The sequence below is a fragment of the Craterilacuibacter sinensis genome, assembly GCF_009831765.1.
Taxonomy (GTDB): domain Bacteria; phylum Pseudomonadota; class Gammaproteobacteria; order Burkholderiales; family Chromobacteriaceae; genus Craterilacuibacter; species Craterilacuibacter sinensis.
The window spans coordinates 48,534-67,767 of sequence record NZ_WSSB01000005.1 but is presented as its reverse complement, the minus strand read 5'-3'; the positions used below and the strand labels follow the sequence as shown (position 1 = coordinate 67,767).

General features: G+C 61.1%; 17 protein-coding genes. 7 read left to right on the top strand and 10 right to left on the bottom strand.

Going from position 1 to position 19,234, the window contains the following annotated elements:
- The first annotated feature begins 32 nt into the window (after positions 1 to 32).
- Positions 33 to 596, top strand: coding sequence for an elongation factor P (efp, locus tag GQF02_RS06740; protein ID WP_124734448.1), 564 nt, complete (start codon positions 33 to 35; stop codon positions 594 to 596).
- 100 nt (positions 597 to 696) lie between these two features.
- On the opposite strand, the gene GQF02_RS06735 is transcribed toward efp, so the two are convergent.
- Both GQF02_RS06735 and ddaH read right to left on the bottom strand, forming a co-directional pair.
- On the bottom strand, positions 697 to 2,118 hold the full coding sequence (locus GQF02_RS06735) for a basic amino acid/polyamine antiporter (RefSeq protein WP_160795803.1): 1,422 nt from the start codon (positions 2,116 to 2,118) through the stop codon (positions 697 to 699).
- A gap of 77 nt (positions 2,119 to 2,195) precedes the next feature.
- On the bottom strand, positions 2,196 to 2,957 hold the full coding sequence (ddaH, locus tag GQF02_RS06730) for a dimethylargininase (protein WP_160795801.1): 762 nt from the start codon (positions 2,955 to 2,957) through the stop codon (positions 2,196 to 2,198).
- Positions 2,958 to 3,242: 285 nt separating this feature from the next.
- On the opposite strand from ddaH, the gene GQF02_RS06725 reads away from it, so the two are divergent.
- Together GQF02_RS06725 and GQF02_RS06720 are read left to right on the top strand one after the other, a co-directional pair.
- Positions 3,243 to 4,592: a sigma-54 interaction domain-containing protein gene (locus GQF02_RS06725; protein WP_160795799.1), complete on the top strand. Its 1,350-nt coding sequence runs from the start codon at positions 3,243 to 3,245 to the stop codon at positions 4,590 to 4,592.
- Between the two features lie 560 nt (positions 4,593 to 5,152).
- Positions 5,153 to 5,752 (top strand): DUF924 family protein, encoded by a 600-nt coding sequence (locus tag GQF02_RS06720; RefSeq protein WP_160795797.1) that lies wholly within the window; start codon positions 5,153 to 5,155, stop codon positions 5,750 to 5,752.
- 186 nt (positions 5,753 to 5,938) lie between these two features.
- Here the strand turns inward: GQF02_RS06720 and GQF02_RS06715 are convergent, their stop codons facing one another.
- Together GQF02_RS06715 and GQF02_RS06710 are read right to left on the bottom strand one after the other, a co-directional pair.
- A complete protein-coding gene (locus tag GQF02_RS06715) occupies positions 5,939 to 6,514 on the bottom strand; it encodes a hypothetical protein (protein WP_160795795.1) in 576 nt (191 codons plus the stop codon).
- 525 nt (positions 6,515 to 7,039) lie between these two features.
- Positions 7,040 to 8,320, bottom strand: coding sequence for a ferredoxin reductase family protein (locus GQF02_RS06710; protein ID WP_160795793.1), 1,281 nt, complete (start codon positions 8,318 to 8,320; stop codon positions 7,040 to 7,042).
- A 250-nt stretch (positions 8,321 to 8,570) separates the two neighbouring features.
- On the opposite strand from GQF02_RS06710, the gene GQF02_RS06705 reads away from it, so the two are divergent.
- Positions 8,571 to 9,368 carry a SprT-like domain-containing protein gene (locus tag GQF02_RS06705; protein WP_160795791.1) on the top strand — a complete coding sequence of 266 codons (798 nt, stop codon included), beginning with the start codon at positions 8,571 to 8,573 and terminating at the stop codon, positions 9,366 to 9,368.
- Between the two features lie 6 nt (positions 9,369 to 9,374).
- Here the strand turns inward: GQF02_RS06705 and GQF02_RS06700 are convergent, their stop codons facing one another.
- The 3 genes from GQF02_RS06700 to GQF02_RS06690 form a co-directional block, all read right to left on the bottom strand.
- Positions 9,375 to 9,830, bottom strand: a complete 456-nt coding sequence (locus GQF02_RS06700) for a LapA family protein (RefSeq protein ID WP_160795789.1) — start codon at positions 9,828 to 9,830, stop codon at positions 9,375 to 9,377.
- Positions 9,831 to 9,952: 122 nt separating this feature from the next.
- Positions 9,953 to 11,026 carry a calcium:proton antiporter gene (locus GQF02_RS06695; RefSeq protein ID WP_124736658.1) on the bottom strand — a complete coding sequence of 358 codons (1,074 nt, stop codon included), beginning with the start codon at positions 11,024 to 11,026 and terminating at the stop codon, positions 9,953 to 9,955.
- 179 nt (positions 11,027 to 11,205) lie between these two features.
- A complete protein-coding gene (locus GQF02_RS06690) occupies positions 11,206 to 13,107 on the bottom strand; it encodes a B12-binding domain-containing radical SAM protein (RefSeq protein ID WP_160796099.1) in 1,902 nt (633 codons plus the stop codon).
- A 181-nt stretch (positions 13,108 to 13,288) separates the two neighbouring features.
- On the opposite strand from GQF02_RS06690, the gene GQF02_RS06685 reads away from it, so the two are divergent.
- From GQF02_RS06685 to GQF02_RS06675, 3 genes are read left to right on the top strand one after another with little or no spacing between them, the layout of a single operon-like run.
- Entirely contained in the window at positions 13,289 to 14,401 is a 1,113-nt protein-coding gene (locus tag GQF02_RS06685) for an S-(hydroxymethyl)glutathione dehydrogenase/class III alcohol dehydrogenase (protein ID WP_160795787.1), read from the top strand.
- A 17-nt stretch (positions 14,402 to 14,418) separates the two neighbouring features.
- On the top strand, positions 14,419 to 15,258 hold the full coding sequence (fghA, locus tag GQF02_RS06680; RefSeq protein ID WP_160795785.1) for an S-formylglutathione hydrolase: 840 nt from the start codon (positions 14,419 to 14,421) through the stop codon (positions 15,256 to 15,258).
- Complete coding sequence (locus GQF02_RS06675; RefSeq protein ID WP_160795783.1) at positions 15,255 to 15,671, top strand: PACE efflux transporter; 417 nt, start codon at positions 15,255 to 15,257, stop codon at positions 15,669 to 15,671. The genes fghA and GQF02_RS06675 overlap by 4 nt, the downstream gene beginning before the upstream one ends.
- A gap of 17 nt (positions 15,672 to 15,688) precedes the next feature.
- Here GQF02_RS06675 and GQF02_RS06670 read toward each other — a convergent pair whose 3' ends face one another.
- The 3 genes from GQF02_RS06670 to GQF02_RS06660 all read right to left on the bottom strand — a co-directional run bounded on the left by GQF02_RS06670 (position 15,689) and on the right by GQF02_RS06660 (position 19,177).
- Positions 15,689 to 17,008, bottom strand: coding sequence for an NCS2 family permease (locus tag GQF02_RS06670; RefSeq protein ID WP_124736654.1), 1,320 nt, complete (start codon positions 17,006 to 17,008; stop codon positions 15,689 to 15,691).
- A complete protein-coding gene (locus GQF02_RS06665; protein WP_160795781.1) occupies positions 17,005 to 18,138 on the bottom strand; it encodes an adenosine deaminase family protein in 1,134 nt (377 codons plus the stop codon). The genes GQF02_RS06670 and GQF02_RS06665 overlap by 4 nt, the downstream gene beginning before the upstream one ends.
- A gap of 145 nt (positions 18,139 to 18,283) precedes the next feature.
- Positions 18,284 to 19,177 carry a DMT family transporter gene (locus GQF02_RS06660; protein ID WP_160795779.1) on the bottom strand — a complete coding sequence of 298 codons (894 nt, stop codon included), beginning with the start codon at positions 19,175 to 19,177 and terminating at the stop codon, positions 18,284 to 18,286.
- Positions 19,178 to 19,234 lie beyond the last annotated feature (57 nt).

Below are 19,234 nucleotides of genomic sequence, written 5' to 3'. Positions count from 1 at the left end.
GAAATCAATTCAAGCTTTGGGAATGTTTAGTCATGAAAACCGCACAGGAACTCCGCGCAGGTAACGTCTTTATGGTCGGCAGCGAGCCGATGGTTGTGCAAAAGGCCGAATACACCAAGTCGGGCCGTAACGCCTCCGTCGTCAAGATGAAGATGAAGAACCTGCTGACCGGCGCAGGCAGCGAAACCGTTTACCGCGCTGACGACAAGTTCGACGTCGTGGTTCTGGACCGCAAGGACTGCACCTACACCTACTTCGCTGACCCGATGTATGTGTTCATGGATACCGAATTCAACCAGTACGAAGTCGAAGCCGACAACCTGGGCGACACCCTGAACTACATCGTTGACGGCATGGAAGACGTTTGCCAGGTCACCTTCTACGACGGCAAGGCCATCTCGGTTGAACTGCCGACGACGGTTGTGCGCGAAGTTGAATACACCGAGCCTGCCGTGCGTGGCGATACCTCGGGTAAAGTACTGAAGCCGGCCCGTCTGGCAGGCACTACCTTCGAAATCCCGGTTCCGGCTTTCGTCAACACCGGCGACAAGATCGAAATCGACACGCGCACCAACGAATTCAAGAAGCGCGCCTGATTTAACGCTGCACCAAGCAGCGCTTGACCAGGAAAAGCCAGCCGGATGAACGGCTGGCTTTTTTACGTCTATCTCCTGCATGAACGTCCGTGAACGGGTTTTACAGGCTCAGCGTCCCCTGCGACACCATGTACAGCGCAGCGATGGCCAAGGCCAGCACCAGCAAGCCCAGCGCGGCTTCCAGCGGATGGGAGAAGAACTTCTCGCCCCGCTCGTGCTTGGCCTTCAGATAAAACGGCAGGCCCAGCGCATACAGGATCATCGACAGCAGCAAAAAGCTCAGGCCGCCAGCGTAGATCAGCCAGATGCCGTATACCGTGCCCAGCGCGGTCAGAGCGACCAGCATCACCGACTTGACCTTTGCCTTGAGCGCCAGACGCAGACCAAAGCCGGCACACAGCAGGTAGGGAATCAGCGCCATCGACGAGGCCAGCTGGATCAGGATGTTGTAGCCGGCATCGTTCAGGTGGTTGATCACCAGCACCAGCGAGATCAGGCCATTGGTCAGCCACAGCGCATTGGCCGGCGTGCCGTTCTTGTTAAGCTTGCCGAACGCCTTGGGTGCCGTATTGTTGTCGCCGCGCGCAGCCAGATACAGCATCTCGCTCGAGATCATGGTCCAGGCAAGCAAAGCGCCGCCAACCGACAGCACCAGACCGATATTGATCAGCATCCCGCCCCACGGGCCAACCACATGTGCCAGCACCGCCGCCATCGACGGGTTCTTCATCTGCGCCAGTTCCGGCTGTGACACGACGCCCAGCGACAGCACCGACACACAGATCAGCAGCAGGATGGTGATCAGAAAACCGAGAATGGTGGCGCGGCTGACAACCGCCATATTTTTGGCACGGCTGGCATACACCGTGGCGCACTCGATCCCAAGGAACACCCACACCGTGTACAGCATGGTGTTTTTCACCTGATCGGCCACACTGCCAAGCTCTGCACTGCCCCAGAAGTCGATCTGGAATACATCGACCCTGAACGCCAGCGCCACGCACAGGATAAAGAGCCCGAGCGGCACGATCTTGGCAATGGTCACCACCATATTAAGGATGGCCGCCGACTGCACACCGCGCAGCACGAATACATGCAGCGTCCACAGCACCACCAAACCGCAGGCCAGCGCCGGCAGCGTGCTGCCCTCGCCGAAGAAACCCAGCGCCTGGAACGAGCCCAGCGCGCTGAACATCACCACCAGATAACCGACGTTGCCCACCCACACCGAGATCCAGTAGCCCCAGGCGGCGTTAAAGCCCATGTAGTCGCCAAAGCCCGAGCGTGCATAACCGTACACGCCGTCGCCGATGTCGGGACGGTTGAGCGACAGCCACTGGAAAATGCGCGTCAGCGCCAGCATGCCGACAAAGGTAACCACCCAGGCGATCAGGATGGCGCCGGCGCCGGCACCCTCGGCCATATTCTGCGGCAGGCTGAAAATGCCGCTGCCGACGATGGCGCCCACCACCAGCGCGGTCATCGCCACCACGCCCAGCTTCTTGTCTTGTGTCTGAGACATAGGGATTCTTTCTTGAAGACTAAAAAACAGCCGCGACGCGAGTGCGCAGCGGCTGCCTGCCTACGATTCGTCAGGGCTCAGAAGCGTAGCGACATGCAGCTGACGCCGCCGTCCACCTTGCGGTATTCCGAGGTATCAACCTCGATCACCTCGTAGCCGAGCGCGGCGATCTTGGCGGCAGTCTTCGGATAGCCGGAAGGCATGATCACCTTGCCGTTGACCCAGATGCAGTTGGCGGCGTAGATCTCGTCTTCCGGCAGCTCGATAATGTTGTACTTCTGGAATTCGGGCTTGGTCAGGAATTCGCCGGCGCACATCAGGTTGTTGTTTTCCAGATAGGCCAGACCGGTCTTCAGGTGCAGCACTTCGTCCATGGAAACAACAGAGCCGGTCATGCCGTACTTTTCCAGAATGGCGATCAGCTGGCGCGCGCCATCTTCGTTGGTGCGGGCCGAGTTGCCGATGTAGTAGTGGTTGCCGACCATCATCACGTCGCCGGCGTCCAGCGTGCCCGGCTCGACGATGCGCTCCACATTCTTGTAGAAGCGGGCAAGGATGGGGGCCATCAGTTCGGCTTCGCCACGGCGGCTGTCGGCACCCGGGCGGGTGACGATACCGCAATGCGGGGTGCACAGTGCCGGGTCTTCGACGAACACCGAATCCGGAAACTCTTCGGCTGGCGGCAGGATGGTGATGTCGACACCGCAAGTCTGCAGCGCACGGATATAGGTGTTGTGCTGCTCGATCGCCTTTTCATAAATCGGCTTGCCCAGATCGGAAGCAGACAGGCCGTCGACCAGGGCGCGGCAAGGGGTGCGGGCGATGATGTGCTTGAACATGGTGTGAGTCCTCAAGATAAAAGTGGGTAGTCAGTTAAAAATCGTTCACACCTGGGTTTTAGCGAGAAGCGTGCCAACTATCGCCGTCATCTTGCAATTTTTCTCCCAAAATCAGCGGCAAAAAGCCATGAAACCACCCGCAAAATGGCAGTTCATGGCCATAAAACGGAACGCAGCGCGATGAATATGTCGTAAAATCGACAGGCGTCGAAAAATGGACAGCCGCCCGCACCCGCTGCGGCAAGGTCTGGCCGCGATGCGTCGAAAATCAGACAAGGAAGCGCAATGGAAGAGATCCAGTGGCTGGTACTGAGCATGAAAGAGCTGCTCGACACCCTGAACCAGCCTGTCACCATGGTCGACCGCAGCGGCCACTTCGTGTACTACAACCGCGCCAGCGCACGCATGGATGGCGTAGACCCGGCCAATATCCTCGGCCGCCACATCCTTGATGTCAGCCCGTGGCTGAAAACGGAAGACAGCACCTTGCTGCGCTGCCTGTCGCAGCACAGCCGCTTTGTCGACCACTATCAGGCCTATCACGGCAGCGATGGCCGCCAGCTGCACTACCTGCATTCGGCCATGCCGCTGTTCGGCCGCAGCGGCGACGTGATCGGCGCCATCGAGATCGGCCGCACCGTAGACAACCAGCCATCGGACAATAACGACCCCAGCCCGGTGCCCGACATCGTCGGCCACGACGCACGGCTGCGCCTGCAGATCGACGCCATCGACATCTACGGCCACAGCGAACTGCCGGTACTGATCTATGGCGAAACCGGCACCGGCAAGGAGCTGTTCGCGCGCCGCGCCCACGCCAAAAGCCCGCGCGCACGCGCGCCCATGCTGTGCCTGAACTGTGCGGCGATACCGGAAAACCTGCTGGAGAGCACCCTGTTCGGCACCACCCGTGGCGCGTTTACCGGTGCAGAAAACAAGAAGGGGCTGTTTGCGCTGGCCGATGGCGGCACGCTGTTTCTGGATGAAATCAACTCCATGCCGATCGCGCTGCAAAGCAAGCTGCTACGCGTGCTGCAGGACGGCAGCTTCCAGCCGCTGGGCAGCCAGCAGCCGCTGCGCGCCAATGTGCGCCTGATCGCGGCGCTCAACCAGCGCCCGCTGGATGCCATCGCCGCCGGCCGCCTGCGCGAAGACCTGTATTACCGCCTCAACGTCGGCTACATCTTTATTCCGCCGCTACGCGAGCGCCGTGGCGACATCGCTCTGCTCGCCCGCCGCTTTGTCGACAAGCACGCCGCCAGCCTCAATCCGGCCGTCACCACCTTGTCGGATGCGGCCATCGCCACGCTGGAAGCCCAGGCCTGGCCTGGCAATGTGCGCGAACTGGAAAACGTGATCCGCCGCAGCCTGCTGCTGGACAAAAGCGGCAGCACGCTGGACGCCATCGCGCTGATGCACGACAGCGCATCTGCCGCCGTAGCGGCCCTGCCCCCCGATACGGCACCGGCAGGCAGCGGCCCGCTCAAGGCACGTCTGGCGGCACAGGAGCGCCACATCATTAGCCAGGTGCTGGCCGCCAACGGCAACAGGCTGGCCGCCACCGCCCGCGAGCTGGGCCTGCCGCGTACCACGCTGATCTCGCGCATGGCAAGGCTGGGGCTGGCAGACATTTAAAAGCTCATATCCCCGTTACGAACGGGCACCGATGGGTGTGGGCTTAGTGTCCGCTACGCGGACGCTTTTTACTTGCCGCTTCCGCTGACCGAGCGCAGCAGCGCGAAGGAATACGAACGAGAGTGGAAGTTGGCGTATGAACTAGCGGCATGGCCAATAATAAGGCGTTGTCCCACACAAGTTGGGGTTTACGCCATGCGATGCGCGCTACCAGTGCGTCAGCCACCCATCCCCGTTAGGCTCGCGCCGGTGCAAAAGACGCTGGCGAGGTCTTAAGCTGGCCTTTGTTCGAGCGATTTGACGGTAGCAAATCGCGAGTTGGCCAGCGCCTCGCCAGTGCCTTTTGCGCCGGGGTTTCACGAGACTTCGGGGGCGCCGGGGATGCAAGGGGCCGGGCGCGACCGGCCCCTGCCCGCATGCCGCGCGGAAGCGGCAAGTAAAAAACACGTCCGCGCAGCGGACACAAAGTCCAAAACCTATCTGCGCCAACTCGTAACGAGGAAATAGCCAATAATAAGCATCAACCCGCAACTGGGGCATCGCCCGCAAGAAAGGTCATCATGGAAATCCAAGACAGCCTGCTCGCCTTCTGGTTTGGCGAGTCAGACGACGACGCCCAGACCGCCACCACACAGGCCGCGCTATGGTGGGGCAAAAGTACGGACACCGACGCGACCATACGCCAGCGTTTCGCGCCGCTGCTGCCGGCCGCACGCAAGGGCGAACTGGATAGTTGGCGCGCCACACCCAGAGGGGCGCTGGCGCTGATCCTGCTGACCGACCAGATCCCGCGCAATAGCTATCGCGGCACGGCCGACGCCTTCGCTTTTGACGACATCGCGCTGGCCTTGTGCCGGCAAGGCCTGGCCGCAGGGCAAGACCAGGCGCTCAGGCCGGTAGAGCGCGTCTTCTTCTACCTGCCGCTGGAACATGCGGAAGACCCGGCACATCAGGCGCACAGCGTGCAGCTGTTTCGCGAACTGGCCGACGCGGTGCCGGCCGCACAGCACGCCGTGTTCGAATCCTTTGCCGACTACGCGCTGCGCCATCAGGCGGTGATCACCCGCTTCGGCCGCTTTCCGCACCGCAACGCGATACTGGGGCGGGCATCAAGCGCGGAAGAGATCGCATTCCTCGCCCTGCCCGGCTCGTCGTTCTAGCGGCTGTTGGCGTTCCCCATGGGCAGCGCTAGGCAGGTATAAGGTGATGTTCCCCATTCCGTATTTCTGCACGGAGACAGAACATGTACGGACTCTCTAACCTAGAAGTAAGGGACCACCGGAGGGAAGCGCAAGCGCAGCTTGTGGCTGTCCCTCTCGACTGTAGTGTTAGATATTTCTGTCACTTTACGCCTTCAGGAATCGCCGAAACGCTTCCACCACGAGTGCGGAAAGCATTGCCAAGGTTAAGTCGCTAGACACAAAGTAAATAATGGCATCAGTCAATATATTGATGATCAACCATGAAAAATCATAAGCTCTTCTGAATGAAATGAATTGCTCTAAATACGTCTTATCCACGCAAAACCTATTTTGCGAGCAATCAATGATCCGCTTTCCTTCTTTTGGGTATGGACTTTCTTCCGGTGAAAGTATTCCGTATTGGCGATAAAACTTGTAATACAGAACCTCAACAATATGTTTTCTGAACAGGTTTGTCACAATCCCGGCGGGGATGTGCCGAGAAAGATGCATGATCTTTCCGTGGTCTTTAACGTGTGGATGATTTCCAACAGAAGCAACGGATGCGTTGATGACCATGTGCTCTAGGATTTCTTTTCCGAATACAATTTCCACAGCCGTGAGCCAAAGCCATTTGCATGCAGAAACCTCATTTTTCAATGGCTCAGCACGCCAGAAAAGCTTTTTCAAGTAATGCCCATCCAAGACTTTCGTCGAGTCAATAACGGTGTAGTCGGGCATGGATATCTAACGTGAAATACACACCTGATTCAGGTGTACATCGGATTGATGAATGTGCACAACCAGGCGAAAACCACTATTTACATTTATTTTTCAAACACTTAGATACGCACACACCCGAAGTGAACACATCCAGACGGGACTGCTGCGCGGTCGGCGCTAGGTAAGCACTGTAAGCTACGCAGCGGATGATAACATGCAAATTGGGTTTCCGATTTGCTGTTGGCCATGCCGCCAGCCCATACGCCAGCCACCCTTCCCCGTCAGGCTCGCGCCGGTGCAAAAGACGCTGGCGAGGTTTTAAGCTGGCCCTTGTTTGAGCGATTCGACGGTAGCGAATCGCGAGTTGGCCAGCGCCTCGCCAGCGCCTTTTACACCGGGGTTTCGCGAGACTTCGGGGGCGCCGGGGATGCAAGGGGCCGAGCGCGTCCGGCCCCTGCCCGCATGCCGCGCGGAAGCGGCAAGTAAAAAAGTGTCCGCGCAGCGGACTCCACACCGAAGTCCTTAACGCCTACCTGCCCCCCATCAACGCATACTGAAAGCTTCGCGATGGAAGACCGGCGCCTGCTGCCGTGCCGCCAGACCGCGCGCCAAGACATCTCCCATGCCTGCCGGCCCGCAAAACCACACCGCATCGACCTCGGGCAACATCGCCACATCCAGCCGCGCCCCCTGATCGCTCTCTATCAGATGCAGGCTCACGCCTGAGCGCAGGCAGGCGGCGCGCACCTCGTCCAGTGCGGCGGCTTCGGCGCTATTTCTGACGCAGTAATAGAAATCCACTGACGCACCCTCGCCGCCCTTGTCGCGTGCCTCCAGCCATGCCAGAAACGGGGTGATGCCGATACCGCCGGCGATCCAGGCCTGACGCGTGCTGCCGGCGTGATCAAAGCAACCATACGGCCCTTCCACCTCGATGCCATCCCCAACTTTCAGAATGGATGGCAGAGTGGCGGTGTAATCCCCAAGCGCCTTGATGATGAAGCGCAACTCGCCGCCCTGACGCTCGGCGCTGGCAATGGTGAACGGGTGGGCGCCTTCGCCGGCATCGAAGCTCACCAGTGCAAACTGGCCGGCTTTATGGCCGGGCCAGCCGGCAACGCGGCAGCAGACTTCCAGCGACTGACCGGGCAAGGCGTGTAGCGCCGTGATGTGACCGCGATGGCGGCGCGAACGGCCGATGCGGCCAGACAGCGACCACAGTGCGCTCAGCGTCGTGAGCAGCAGCAATAGCGCCAGCAAAGCGCCGGCCGGGGTCAGCCACAAGGCCTTGTCGGCCAGCATCAGGCCGTGAAACACGCCGGCCAGCGCAATCGGTGCAAACAGCTTGTGTGATGGGCGCCAGATGCGATAAGGCAGGGCCCGCAATAGCGCCAGCAGCACCATGCCCAGCATCAGCCAGGCGGCCCACTCCCCCATGTCCTTGGCCAGGCTGACCAAGGGGTCGCGCACCCCGCCGCCACCGGCACGGCGGATTTTTGGCTCTGCCCATTGCATGGCCACAAACAGCTTGGGGGACAGCTCGATCAGCCAGTGCGCCCCCAGTAGCAGACCCGAGGCGATGCCGAAGCGTTTGTGCTGGGCATAAAGTTTGTCCAGCCCGCCCATCGCGCGCTCCAGCCACATGGGACGCATGGCCAGCAGCATGGAACCGGCCATGACCGCCAGCAGCATCACGCCGCTCAACAGCCGCAATTGCGAACGCCATGCCCAATAATCGGCAGGCCAGCCGTGCGCCCATACGCTGCAGACGCCATACAGCAGGAAAGACACGAGAAGAATGAGGGTCAGCGGGCGCTTGAGCATGGTCGGCTTTCATCGAGACTGGATGCTTTCATTAGATCATGCCGATGCAGAAAATTGACCATGGCATAGGCTGCGCTTTGTTGCTGAATGTTGGTATGCGCCGCCAGCTTCACACTTATTAACATGTAGACGGCAAACCGGCGGGCCAGGCCGATGCCGGCATGGACAAAGCCCATGGCTGCGTCGACAATACCGCCCCTGTTCCCGGCGCAAGCGGGACCCTTTGCCCATGGATGAAAGGAAGACCCGCATGGCCAGCCCCAGCACGCCCAGCCTCGAACTTTACGGCGCACTGCAACGCGCGTTCGACCACTTCAATAGCACGCTGTTTGCCGGCGAGCTGCCGCCGTGCATGATCACGCTGCGCGCGCAGCGCACCCGCTACGGCCACCACCAGCATGCGCGCTTTGTCAGCCGCGATGGCGCTTCGCTGGACGAGCTGGCGCTCAACCCCGGCTATTTTGCCCTGCGTCCGGTCGAAACTGTGCTGTCGACGCTGGCGCACGAGATGGTGCACCACTGGCAGGAAAACAAGGGATCGGTCACGCCGTCCAACCACCACAACCGCGAGTGGGCCGAGAAAATGAAGGAAGTCGGGCTGATGCCCAGCACCACCGGTGCGCCCGGCGGTGAAGAATCGGGCTCGCGCGTCAGCCACTACATTATCGAGGGCGGGCCGTTTGCCAAGGCATGCCAAGCGCTGCTGGGTCAAGGCTTCGTCCTGCCGGTGTACGACAGGCACGCGCCCGAGCCGCCGGAGCGCGTACTGGCGCGCAGCATGGTGAGTTTCAACGAGAATGCGCCGCCCGCGCCGGACGGCATGAACGATATCGAGCCTTACCGGCCGGAGCCGGCTGCGGCCTTGAACGAGGCACCGATGGAAGCGGCCGAGGCGCAGGGCAAGCCCCTACCTATAGTGGCGCCACCACCACCACGCCCCAGCAACCGCTCGCGTCTGGCCTGCCCGCAGTGCGGTGCCAGCGCGTGGATTTCCAAGGAAGTGGTGCTGATCTGCGGCAGTTGCGCGGTGCCGCTGGAAGCGGTGTAAAACGGTTCAATTGCCGGCTGGTGGCGTCTTGTGCTCCAGCCGGTCTTCCAGCTCGCCGATACAGGCGGCAATGCCGTTGCCCGATTCTTCGATGCGCTGGCCCAGTTCGGTTTTCAGGGCCACGTTCTGCGCGGCCAGCTTGGTCAGTTCGGCCTCCAAAAAGGCGCGCAGCTCGCTGAAACGCGAAGCCTCGGCCTTGTCGGCCAGCTCGCGGTTGGCCTGCAGTTCGCGCGCATGGCGGCGGCCATCCATCAGTACCGAGCCTTGCAGATAAACGATGTAGACCAGAAACAGGGTCGCCAGCAGCACCATCAGCCCCAGCATCACCAGGCCCAGCGATGCCTGGATATCCATAAAGCCCAGCGACAGCGTGCTGGGTGCCATCACCACCGCCCAGTTCAGCGCCACAAACACGGCGATCAATCCCGCCACCACCAGCAATAACAGCGTACGCAATTGCATATCACCCCCCATCATTAAGACAAAGGCTAGCAGCCGCTAGCCATGCGTTACAAACAAACAGCTTAGCAGCCACTCAAGCTGAAACCGGCGCAGCGGTGCAACTACAAACCGATGCCCTGCCCTTACGGCGAAATCGCGAAAAACAGGAAGGTGGCAAACAGCACCAGATGCACGACGCCCTGCAGGATGGTGGTTTTTCCGGTCGCAAGGCTCATGGAGCCCACCAGTAAAGTCAGCCCCAGCAGTACGGTTTCCTTCATTTCCAGGCCCAGCACCAAAGGCCGGCCGGTCATGACGAAAATCAGGGCCACGGCCGGAATAGTCAGCCCGATCGAGGCCAGACCCGAACCTAACGCCAGATTCAGGCTGGTCTGCAAACGGTTGGCACGGGCGGCACGCGTGGCCGCCAGCGCTTCGGGCAGCAACACCATGGCGGCAATGATAATACCGACCACCGCTTGCGGCGCCCCCATCGCACCGACCATCTGTTCGATAGAGGGCGACAGCACTTTCGCCAGACCGACCACGGCGACCAGCGACACCAGCAGCAAGCCGGCACTCCAGCATGCGACCTTGTTGCCGGTGGCTGCGTGTGTACCCTCGTTGCTGGCTTCATCCAGAAAATAGTCGCGGTGGCGAACGGTCTGGACAAAGACGAAAGCGCCATACAACACCAGCGAGACCACGCCGGTAAAGGCCAGCTGTTTGGATGACAGCATATGCCCCGCTTCGCTCAGGCCGTAATTGGGCAACACCAGGGTCAGCACCGCCATCGAGGTCAATACCGCCATGGCGGCACTCACGCCCTGCTGCTGATACTCCTGCTCGCCATGACGCAGGCCGCCCAGCAACAGACACAGGCCGACAATGCCGTTGCAGATAATCATGATGGCCGAGAAGACCGTATCGCGTGCCAGCGCCAGCTTGTCCTCGCCGCCGGACAGCATCATGGACAGGATCAGCGCAACCTCGATAATGGTCACCGCCAGCGCCAGCACCAGCGTCCCGAAAGGCTCGCCGATGCGGTGCGCAATCACCTCGGCGTGATGGACCGCAGCAAAAACCGCACCGCCCAGACACACGGCCACAGCGGCCAGAAACCAGGCCGAACTGACGCCGCTAAAAGCGACCCCGAGCAACACACAGGCCAGTAGCGGGAAAATCCAGCTCCAGCGCGGAAGTTGGTGAGCGGACATTGCGGCCCCTTTTATCAAAAATTCGTCATATGCTAACGGATATCAGCATGCCAGTCAGCAGCATGCAGCTGACTTCCGTCTGCCCATCGCCCAAAGGCGCAACGACAGCCACCATCAGCATAGCGCCCCGGACCCGCAACCTAGCCCAGCATTGGGGCAATGCTGGGGCTAACAGAAACTCAGCCCAGCGCCCGCGCGACAAAGTGCTTAGGCACGCGGGTCTTGGGCACGCGTACACCAAACCAGCGCCGCACCTCCCAGTCGAGGCCAATGCCGTGCATATAGTTGTACAGCGCCTTGGTCAGCGCCTCGCCCATCAGCGCGTGGTCGGTACCGGTCGGGTCGGTAAAGCCGACATCGTTCTTGGCGAAGCTCACCTCGGGCAATGGAATCAGCTTGATGCCGTACTCTTCCGGATGCAGGCCTACCGGCGAGTGCACGGTGCAGGCAAAGCGGTGGAAGAAGCCGGACTGGATGCAGCCGGCCTCGAACAGCTGGCGCACATACTCCAGCGCGTCCACCGTGTCCTGCACCGTCTGCGTCGGAAAACCGTACATCAGATAGGCATGCACCAGAATGCCGGCCTCGGTAAAGTCGCGCGTCACCCGCGCCACCTGCTCGACCGACACGCCCTTTTTCATCAGTTTCAGCAGGCGGTCGGAAGCCACTTCCAGCCCGCCGGAAATGGCAATGCAACCGCTTTGTGCCAACAGCTGGCATAGCTCGGGTGTAAACGATTTTTCGAAGCGGATATTGCCCCACCAGGTAATCGCCACCTTGCGGCGGATCAGCTCCAGCGCCAGCGCCTTGAGCATCTTGGGCGGCGCGGCTTCGTCGACAAAATGAAAACCGCTCTGCCCGGTCTCGGCAATGATGGCCTCGATGCGGTCCACCAGCAGTTCGGCTGATGCGGTTTCATAGCGCGAGATATAGTCAAGCGAGACATCGCAGAAGCTGCACTTTTTCCAGTAGCAGCCATGCGCTACGGTCAGCTTGTTCCAGCGCCCGTCCGACCATAGCCGGTGCATGGGGTTGAGCATGTCCAGCAGGCTGAGATACTTGCGTATCGGCAAGCCGTCCCAGGTCGGCGTGCCCACTTCGGCAAACGGCACATCCGGCTCGGGGAAATTCACATAGCGCACGCGGCTCTCGTCGCGCACGAAAGTACGCACCAGACGCTCGCGCGAACGCTGGCCGGCGACATGGTCAAGCAGCGCCAGCAACGGGCGCTCGCCATCGTCCAGCGTGACAAAGTCGAAGTAATCGAACACGCGCGGCTCTTTAAGTTCGCGCAGTTCGGTATTGACGAAGCCGCCGCCCAGCACCGTTTTGATCGCCGGATTGATGCTTTTAATGGTCTGCGCAATGCGGAACGCCGCATACACCGAGCCCGGGAACGGCACCGACAGCAGCACCACATCCGGCTGATGGCGATCCAGCGCGGCACGGGTCAGACGCGAAAGCGTGTCATCCACCAGTGTCGGCGCACCAGCCAAGGCGCGGGCCAGCGGCTCGAACGTGGGCTGGCTCATCGCCAGACGTTCGGCGTAGCGCACAAATTCAAAGCGCTCGTCGGCGGCATCGCGCAGCACATCGGCCAGATCGTCCAGATACAGGGTCGCGTAATGGCGCGCACGATCGGTACTGCCCAAGGCGCCAAAGGCCCAGGTCAGCGGATCTTCATCCGGATACTCGGGGTCGATATAGGCATTGATCGTGGCAAAGCGCTGCCCTTCGGGCAAGAAGCTGCGGCTGGCGATACGGTGGGCAATGGTCGGGTCGCTGCCCTGCAAAAAGGCCAGCGCCGGCGCGATGGTCGCGTCGTAGGCGTCGTACTGCTCCAGAAAATGCCGCACCTGTGCGCTGCGTTTTTTCGCCGGCAGTTTTTGCGCGGCGTCGCGCAAGGCCGCCAGCCCCGGGCGCGAAAACAGCGCCAGCACCAATGCCAGCGCCAGATCTTCCTGCACGGCAGCAAAGCCCTGCTGGCGCAAAAAGCCGGTGAGATAGGCGGTGGACGGGTACGGGGTATTGAGCTGGGTCATCGGCGGGATGATGGACAGCACGCGCGGGCGGTTCGGCATATCGTTCAAGGCAGGCTTCAGTTTGTGGCGCGGCAACACCGCAAGGGCGGCAATTTTAGCGCCTGACGCGCCGGAACGCGAAGCGAATCCTCAGCTAATGACAATGATGGCTGGCACTGGCCACAAGTCATGCTTTAAGACTAGGATGTTGGACACCAGCCTTACATCAAGGAAGACCCTCATGATCAAGTCGCGTGCCGCTATTGCCTGGGCAGCCCAACGCCCGCTGGAAATCGAACTGGTGGATGTGGAAGGCCCCAAGGCCGGAGAGGTGCTGCTGCGCATGGTGGCCAGCGGCGTGTGCCACACCGATGCCTACACCCTGTCAGGCGCCGACCCGGAAGGCATCTTCCCCGCCATTCTGGGTCATGAGGGCGGCGCCATCGTCGAAGAAGTCGGCGCCGGCGTCACCTCGGTCAAGCCGGGCGACCATGTGATTCCGCTGTATACCCCCGAGTGCGGCCAGTGCAAATACTGCCTGTCGGGCAAGACCAATCTGTGCCAGGCGATACGCGCAACCCAGGGCAAGGGCCTGATGCCGGACGGCAGCAGCCGCTTCTCGCTGCACGGCAAGCCCATCTACCACTATATGGGCACCTCGACCTTCTCCGAATACACGGTGCTGCCGGAAATCGCCGTCGCCAAAATCAACAAGGCCGCACCGCTGGAAAAAGTTTGCCTGCTGGGCTGCGGCGTCACCACTGGCATGGGGGCGGTGCTCAATACCGCCAAGGTTGAAGCCGGCGCCACCGTCGCCATTTTCGGGCTGGGCGGCATCGGCCTGTCGGCCATCATAGGCGCGGTCATGGCCGGCGCCAGCCGCATCATCGGCATTGACATCAATCCGGCCAAATTCGAGATTGCCCGGCAGCTGGGCGCCACCGACACCATCAACCCGCTGGACTTCGACCGTCCGATACAGGAAGTGATCGTCGAGCTGACCGACGGCGGCGTCGATTACTCGTTCGAATGCATAGGCAACGTCAAGGTGATGCGCTCGGCGCTGGAATGCTGCCACAAGGGCTGGGGCGAATCGGTGATCATCGGTGTCGCCGGTGCCGGCGAGGAAATCGCCACCCGCCCGTTCCAGCTGGTGACCGGCCGCGTCTGGCGCGGCTCGGCCTTTGGCGGCGTACGCGGGCGCAGCGAGCTGCCCGACTATGTCGAGCGTTATTTGAAGGGCGAGTTCGAGCTGGATACCTTCATCACCCACACCATGGCGCTGGAAGACATCAACACCGCTTTCGAGCTGATGCACGAAGGCAAGAGCATACGCTCGGTGATCCATTTCTGATGCCGGCAAGGATAGAGATGAATACCCAAGCAAACCTGCTCTCCGATCAGCGCTGCTTTGACGGCAACCAGCAACGCTGGCGTCACGCATCCAGCACGCTGGGCTGCGAGATGACGTTTTCCATCTATCTGCCGCCCGATGCCGGCCCCCATACCCCGGTGCTGTACTGGCTGTCCGGCCTCACCTGCAACGATGAAAACTTCGTGCAAAAGGCCGGCGCCCAGCGCATGGCCGCCAGACTTGGCCTCGCCATCGTCTGCCCGGACACCAGCCCGCGCGGTGATCAGGTGCCGGATGATGGTGCCTGGGATCTGGGGCAAGGCGCCGGCTTTTACCTCAATGCCAGCGCCGCACCATGGCAGTCGCACTACCGCATGCACGACTATGTGGTGCACGAGTTGCCGGCGCTGGTATCCACCCACTTCTCGCTAAGTGCAAAGAAATCCGTCAGCGGCCATTCGATGGGCGGGCATGGCGCACTGGTTTGTGCGCTACGCAACCCCGGCCACTACCACTCGGTATCAGCCTTCGCCCCCATCTGCCACCCCATGGACTGCCCGTGGGGCATCAAGGCCTTCAGCGCCTATCTGGGCACTGAAAAGGACGGCTGGCTGGCATGGGATGCGTGCGAACTGATGGCACAGGCCAGCGAGCGCCTGCCGCTATTGATCGATCAGGGCGAGGCGGACGCTTTTCTGGCGCAACAACTGCAACCGACTGCCCTGCTGGCCGCCGCCGGCAAAGCCGGCTATCCGCTGACACTACGCATGCAGAGCGGCTACGATCACAGCTACTTTTTTATCGCCAGCTTTATCGACGATCATCTGGCGTTTCACGCCCAGGCCTTGCAGACATGAGTTATTGGGAGCGCTGCCTGCACGCCATCCTGTTCGAAGCCATTGCGCTTGCCATGCTGATCCCGGCGACCAGCTGGATCATGGGCGAAAACCACAGCCTGATGAGCGTGGTGATGATCTCGGTCTCGCTCACCGCGATGGCGTGGAATGTTGTATTCAACTATGTTTTCGACCGACTGGTGCCGGGCGAACGCATCAATCGCAAGCTGCCGCTACGCATTTTGCACAGCATCAGCTTCGAAGCCGGCCTGCTGCTGGTCTCGGTGCCGCTGGTGGCCTGGCTGATGAAATGCAGCCTGTGGCAGGCCTTCTTGCTTGACGCGGGCACGGCGCTATTTTTCCTGGTGTATGCGCTGGCATTTAACTGGCTGTACGACAGCCTGCGCGCACGCCGCCGGCAGCAGCTGGCCTAGCTGCTGCCGGCCGGCTGTTAATGCTGCGCCACGATATAGAAGTAATAAATCATCAACAGCGCAATCAGATACACCGACCAGTGATCCTCGCGCCAGCGCCCGGCTGCCACCTTCAGGAAGGCATACACCAGCATGGCCGCCGCGATACCGTTGCCGGCATTGAAGCTGAAGATGCTGATGGCGACACAGACAAAGGCCGGCAGGTATTCGGTGACATCATCGAAATCCACCTTGCGAATCGAGCCCATCATGCTGATGCCGATAAACATCAGCACCGGCGCGGTCGCCGCCGCCGGGATCATGCCGGCCAGCGGCGCGACAAACAGCGTCAGCGCAAAGCACAGCGCCGTCACCACCGCGGTAAAGCCGGTGCGCCCGCCTGCCTGCACCCCGGCCGAACTCTCGACATAGGTCGTCAGCACCGGGCAGGAGAAAAATGCGCCCAAAGTGGTGGCACAGGAGTCGACATGGAAATTGCGGTCGATGCCCGGCAGATTGCCATTTTTGTCCAGATAGCCCGCCTGCGCCCCCACCCCGAGCAAGGTGCCCAGAGTCGAGAAAAAGTCGGGAATGAAAAAGGCCAGCAAAAAGGGCAGATAGGCCGGACTTAACGCCGCCATCACATCCATATCGAAAGCCAGCGCGCTGAAGTCGGCCGGTAGAGAGATCAGGCTATCCGGCACGCGCGCCAGGCCCAAGGGGATGGCCAGCGCGGTAATCAGCGCAATGGCGAGAATGATGCCGCCGCGTACCTTGCGCGTGGTCAGCCACAGCACCAGAAAAAAGCCGGCGATAGCCAATAGCGTAGGCGGCGCCAGCAAGTCGCCGAACACCAGCACGTTCTTCCTGGCATCGGCCACGATAATGCCGGCCTGCTTGAAGCCCAGCAGCGCGATAAACAGGCCGATGCCGACCCCGACCGAGACCTTGACCCCGTGCGGAATCACACGCACCACGAAGTCGCGCACGCCGAGGAAGGAAACCAGCATGAACAGCACGCCGCTGACCAGCACAATGCCGTTGGCTACCGGCAGCGGCACACCGCTGCCCAGCAGGGTAAACGAGAAGATCGCCACGCTGCCCAGCCCCGGCCCCAGCACGAAGGGACGGTTGGTATAGATGCCCATCGCCAGCGTGGTGACCACCGTCATCAGGATGGTCACGGTCAGCGCCGCATCGAACGGCAACCCGCCCTTGGCCAGCATGCCCGGCACCACCGCCACCATATACGCCATGGTGGCAAAGGTGGTCAGCCCGGCGATGATTTCCTGACGGAATCCGGTCGCGTTTTCGGCAAAGCCGAACCAGTGTGCGATACGTTGACGGGTAGCATTCATGCGCCCTCTCCTTGTATTGGGTCGATTGCCCGCGGGCGGTAACGGATCAGCTGTTCGGCCGGAATGACGGGCTCGGCCTGCAGGCTGGCACGCAGCGCATCAAACTCGGCCAGCCACGCGGATGCACACGCGGCCTTGTCCGCCTCGTTCATCCAGCTGGCACGCACAGCCAGCGCCAGCATATGGCGCAGGCTGTCCAGATCGAAACCGAACTCCTCCACCATCACCCGGTAGCAATTGGCGGCATCGGTATCGTGGATGTGCCAGTCGTCGGTGCCCGGGATAATCGACAGGCCCAGTCTGGCCATCTGGCGGATAGGGTGCTGCTCGCGCCACTGGCGCGCATCCGGCCATTGGCGGTAATAAAAGGTATTGGAAGGAATCACGGTAAACGGGATGCCCGAAGCGGCATAGCGCGCCGCCAGCGCGGGATTGTCGACAATGGTGTAGCCGTGGTCGATGCGGTCCAGCCCGATCAGCTCGATGCCGGTTTCGACATTGCGCCAGTGCAGGCCGAATTCTGAACAATGGGCGGTCAGCTTCAGCCCGCCTTGCCGCGCCAGACGATAGGCCTTCCAGAACTGCTCGACCGGCGCATTACCCTCGCGGTAATCAATGCCGATACCCGGCACACAGGGATGCGGATGGGCGAGCATGGCCTCGACCATCGCCACCGCCTCTTCCGGTGATTTTTCACGGTTGATGGACGGAATCAGGCGGATCACCAGCCCCAGTTCAGCCCGAACCTGGTCAATCGCCGACAAAAGCGCCGCCGTCACCACCTCGTAAGCCAGCTCGGTATCGGACGGATTCCAGAAGGTTTCCAGATAGCGCACACCGCAGGCATGGGCATCGGCGGCCACCTCGCGCAATACGCGCACATAGTCGTCGGGCTCTCGCATCAGGCGGTACAGCAAGGTCAGCGCATCGATACCGCCCCGGCTTTCGCCGGTTTCGGCCTGATGGGCACGGTAATAACACTTGGCTTCGCGCTCGCTCAGGGCGACACCATATTTGCGTGCCAGATCGAGCATGGTCGCCAGACGCACACCGCCTAGCAGATGGTAGTGCAGTTCGACTTTGGGAAAGGCCCGGTAAAAATCGGCCAGCGTCAGCGGGGATGAATTCATGATCTGCGGTGAGGATGGACGACCCAAGCAATTGTCCGGATCATGCAGGCGATGTGAAGTGCCAAAAACGGTATGGCCATGCCGGATCGGCATCATACCCTGCCCGACCCGACACCCGCACAGCAAGCCCGGAGCGAAAGCATGGCTAAACCTCCGGCACAGCAGGCCGGGCGCGGCTGACAGGTTTGGCCTTTGCTTTACCTGTCAGTGACACCCACAGCGTAGCCAGAAAAATCAATCCGCCCCCCATCGCCCCCTGAAGCGACAGGATTTCACCCAGCACGGCGCTGGCAAACAAGGCACCAAACAAGGGCTCGCTTCCTGTCAGCACCACCACCCGGGATGGGCTGCAACGGCGCACCGCCCAATTCTGGACAAAGAAGGCAAACAAAGTACAGAACAGGACCAGATAAGCCAGTGCCAGCCAGAACCCCGGATTGGCCGGCAAGGCCGGCAAAGGCTTGCCCTCGCACCACCACAGCAAGGCGCACAAGCAGGCGGGAACACCGGTCTGCAAACCGGTCACCGCCAGCAAAGACAAACGACTGCCAGACAGCAGGCGCTGGCTGAGGCAGACCATCAGTGCGCGCAAGATGGCGGCGGCCAGCATCCACGCGTCCCCGGCGCCGAACCCCAGCCCGCCACCGACCAGCAGGAACGTGCCTAGGCAGCAGACCAGCGCCGCCAAGGCCATGCCGGCATCCGGCCTGCGCCGCGTAAAAGCCCACTCGAGCCAAGGCGTCAGCACAATGCACAGGCTGATCAGGAAGGCCGCATTGGCGGCACTGGTCAGCGCGACCCCCTTGGTCTCGCATACAAAGATCGCCCACAGCAATACCCCCAGCGGCAAGCCCGCCTGCAGGCAATCACGCCTGTCGTTTTTCAGAGCCGACCAGAGCGCAGGGGCCAACAGCAGGAAAGTGAGCGCGAACCTGAGGGTCAGAAAACCCAGCAGCGGAAACCATAACAAGGCCTGCTTGGTGACGCCATAACTCGTCCCCCAGACCAGCGCCAACATCAGCAACAAGATTTCAGCCATTCCCGCCTCCCATTTAAATTCAAATGGGATTATCTGCCGCGACCATTTGCATGATAA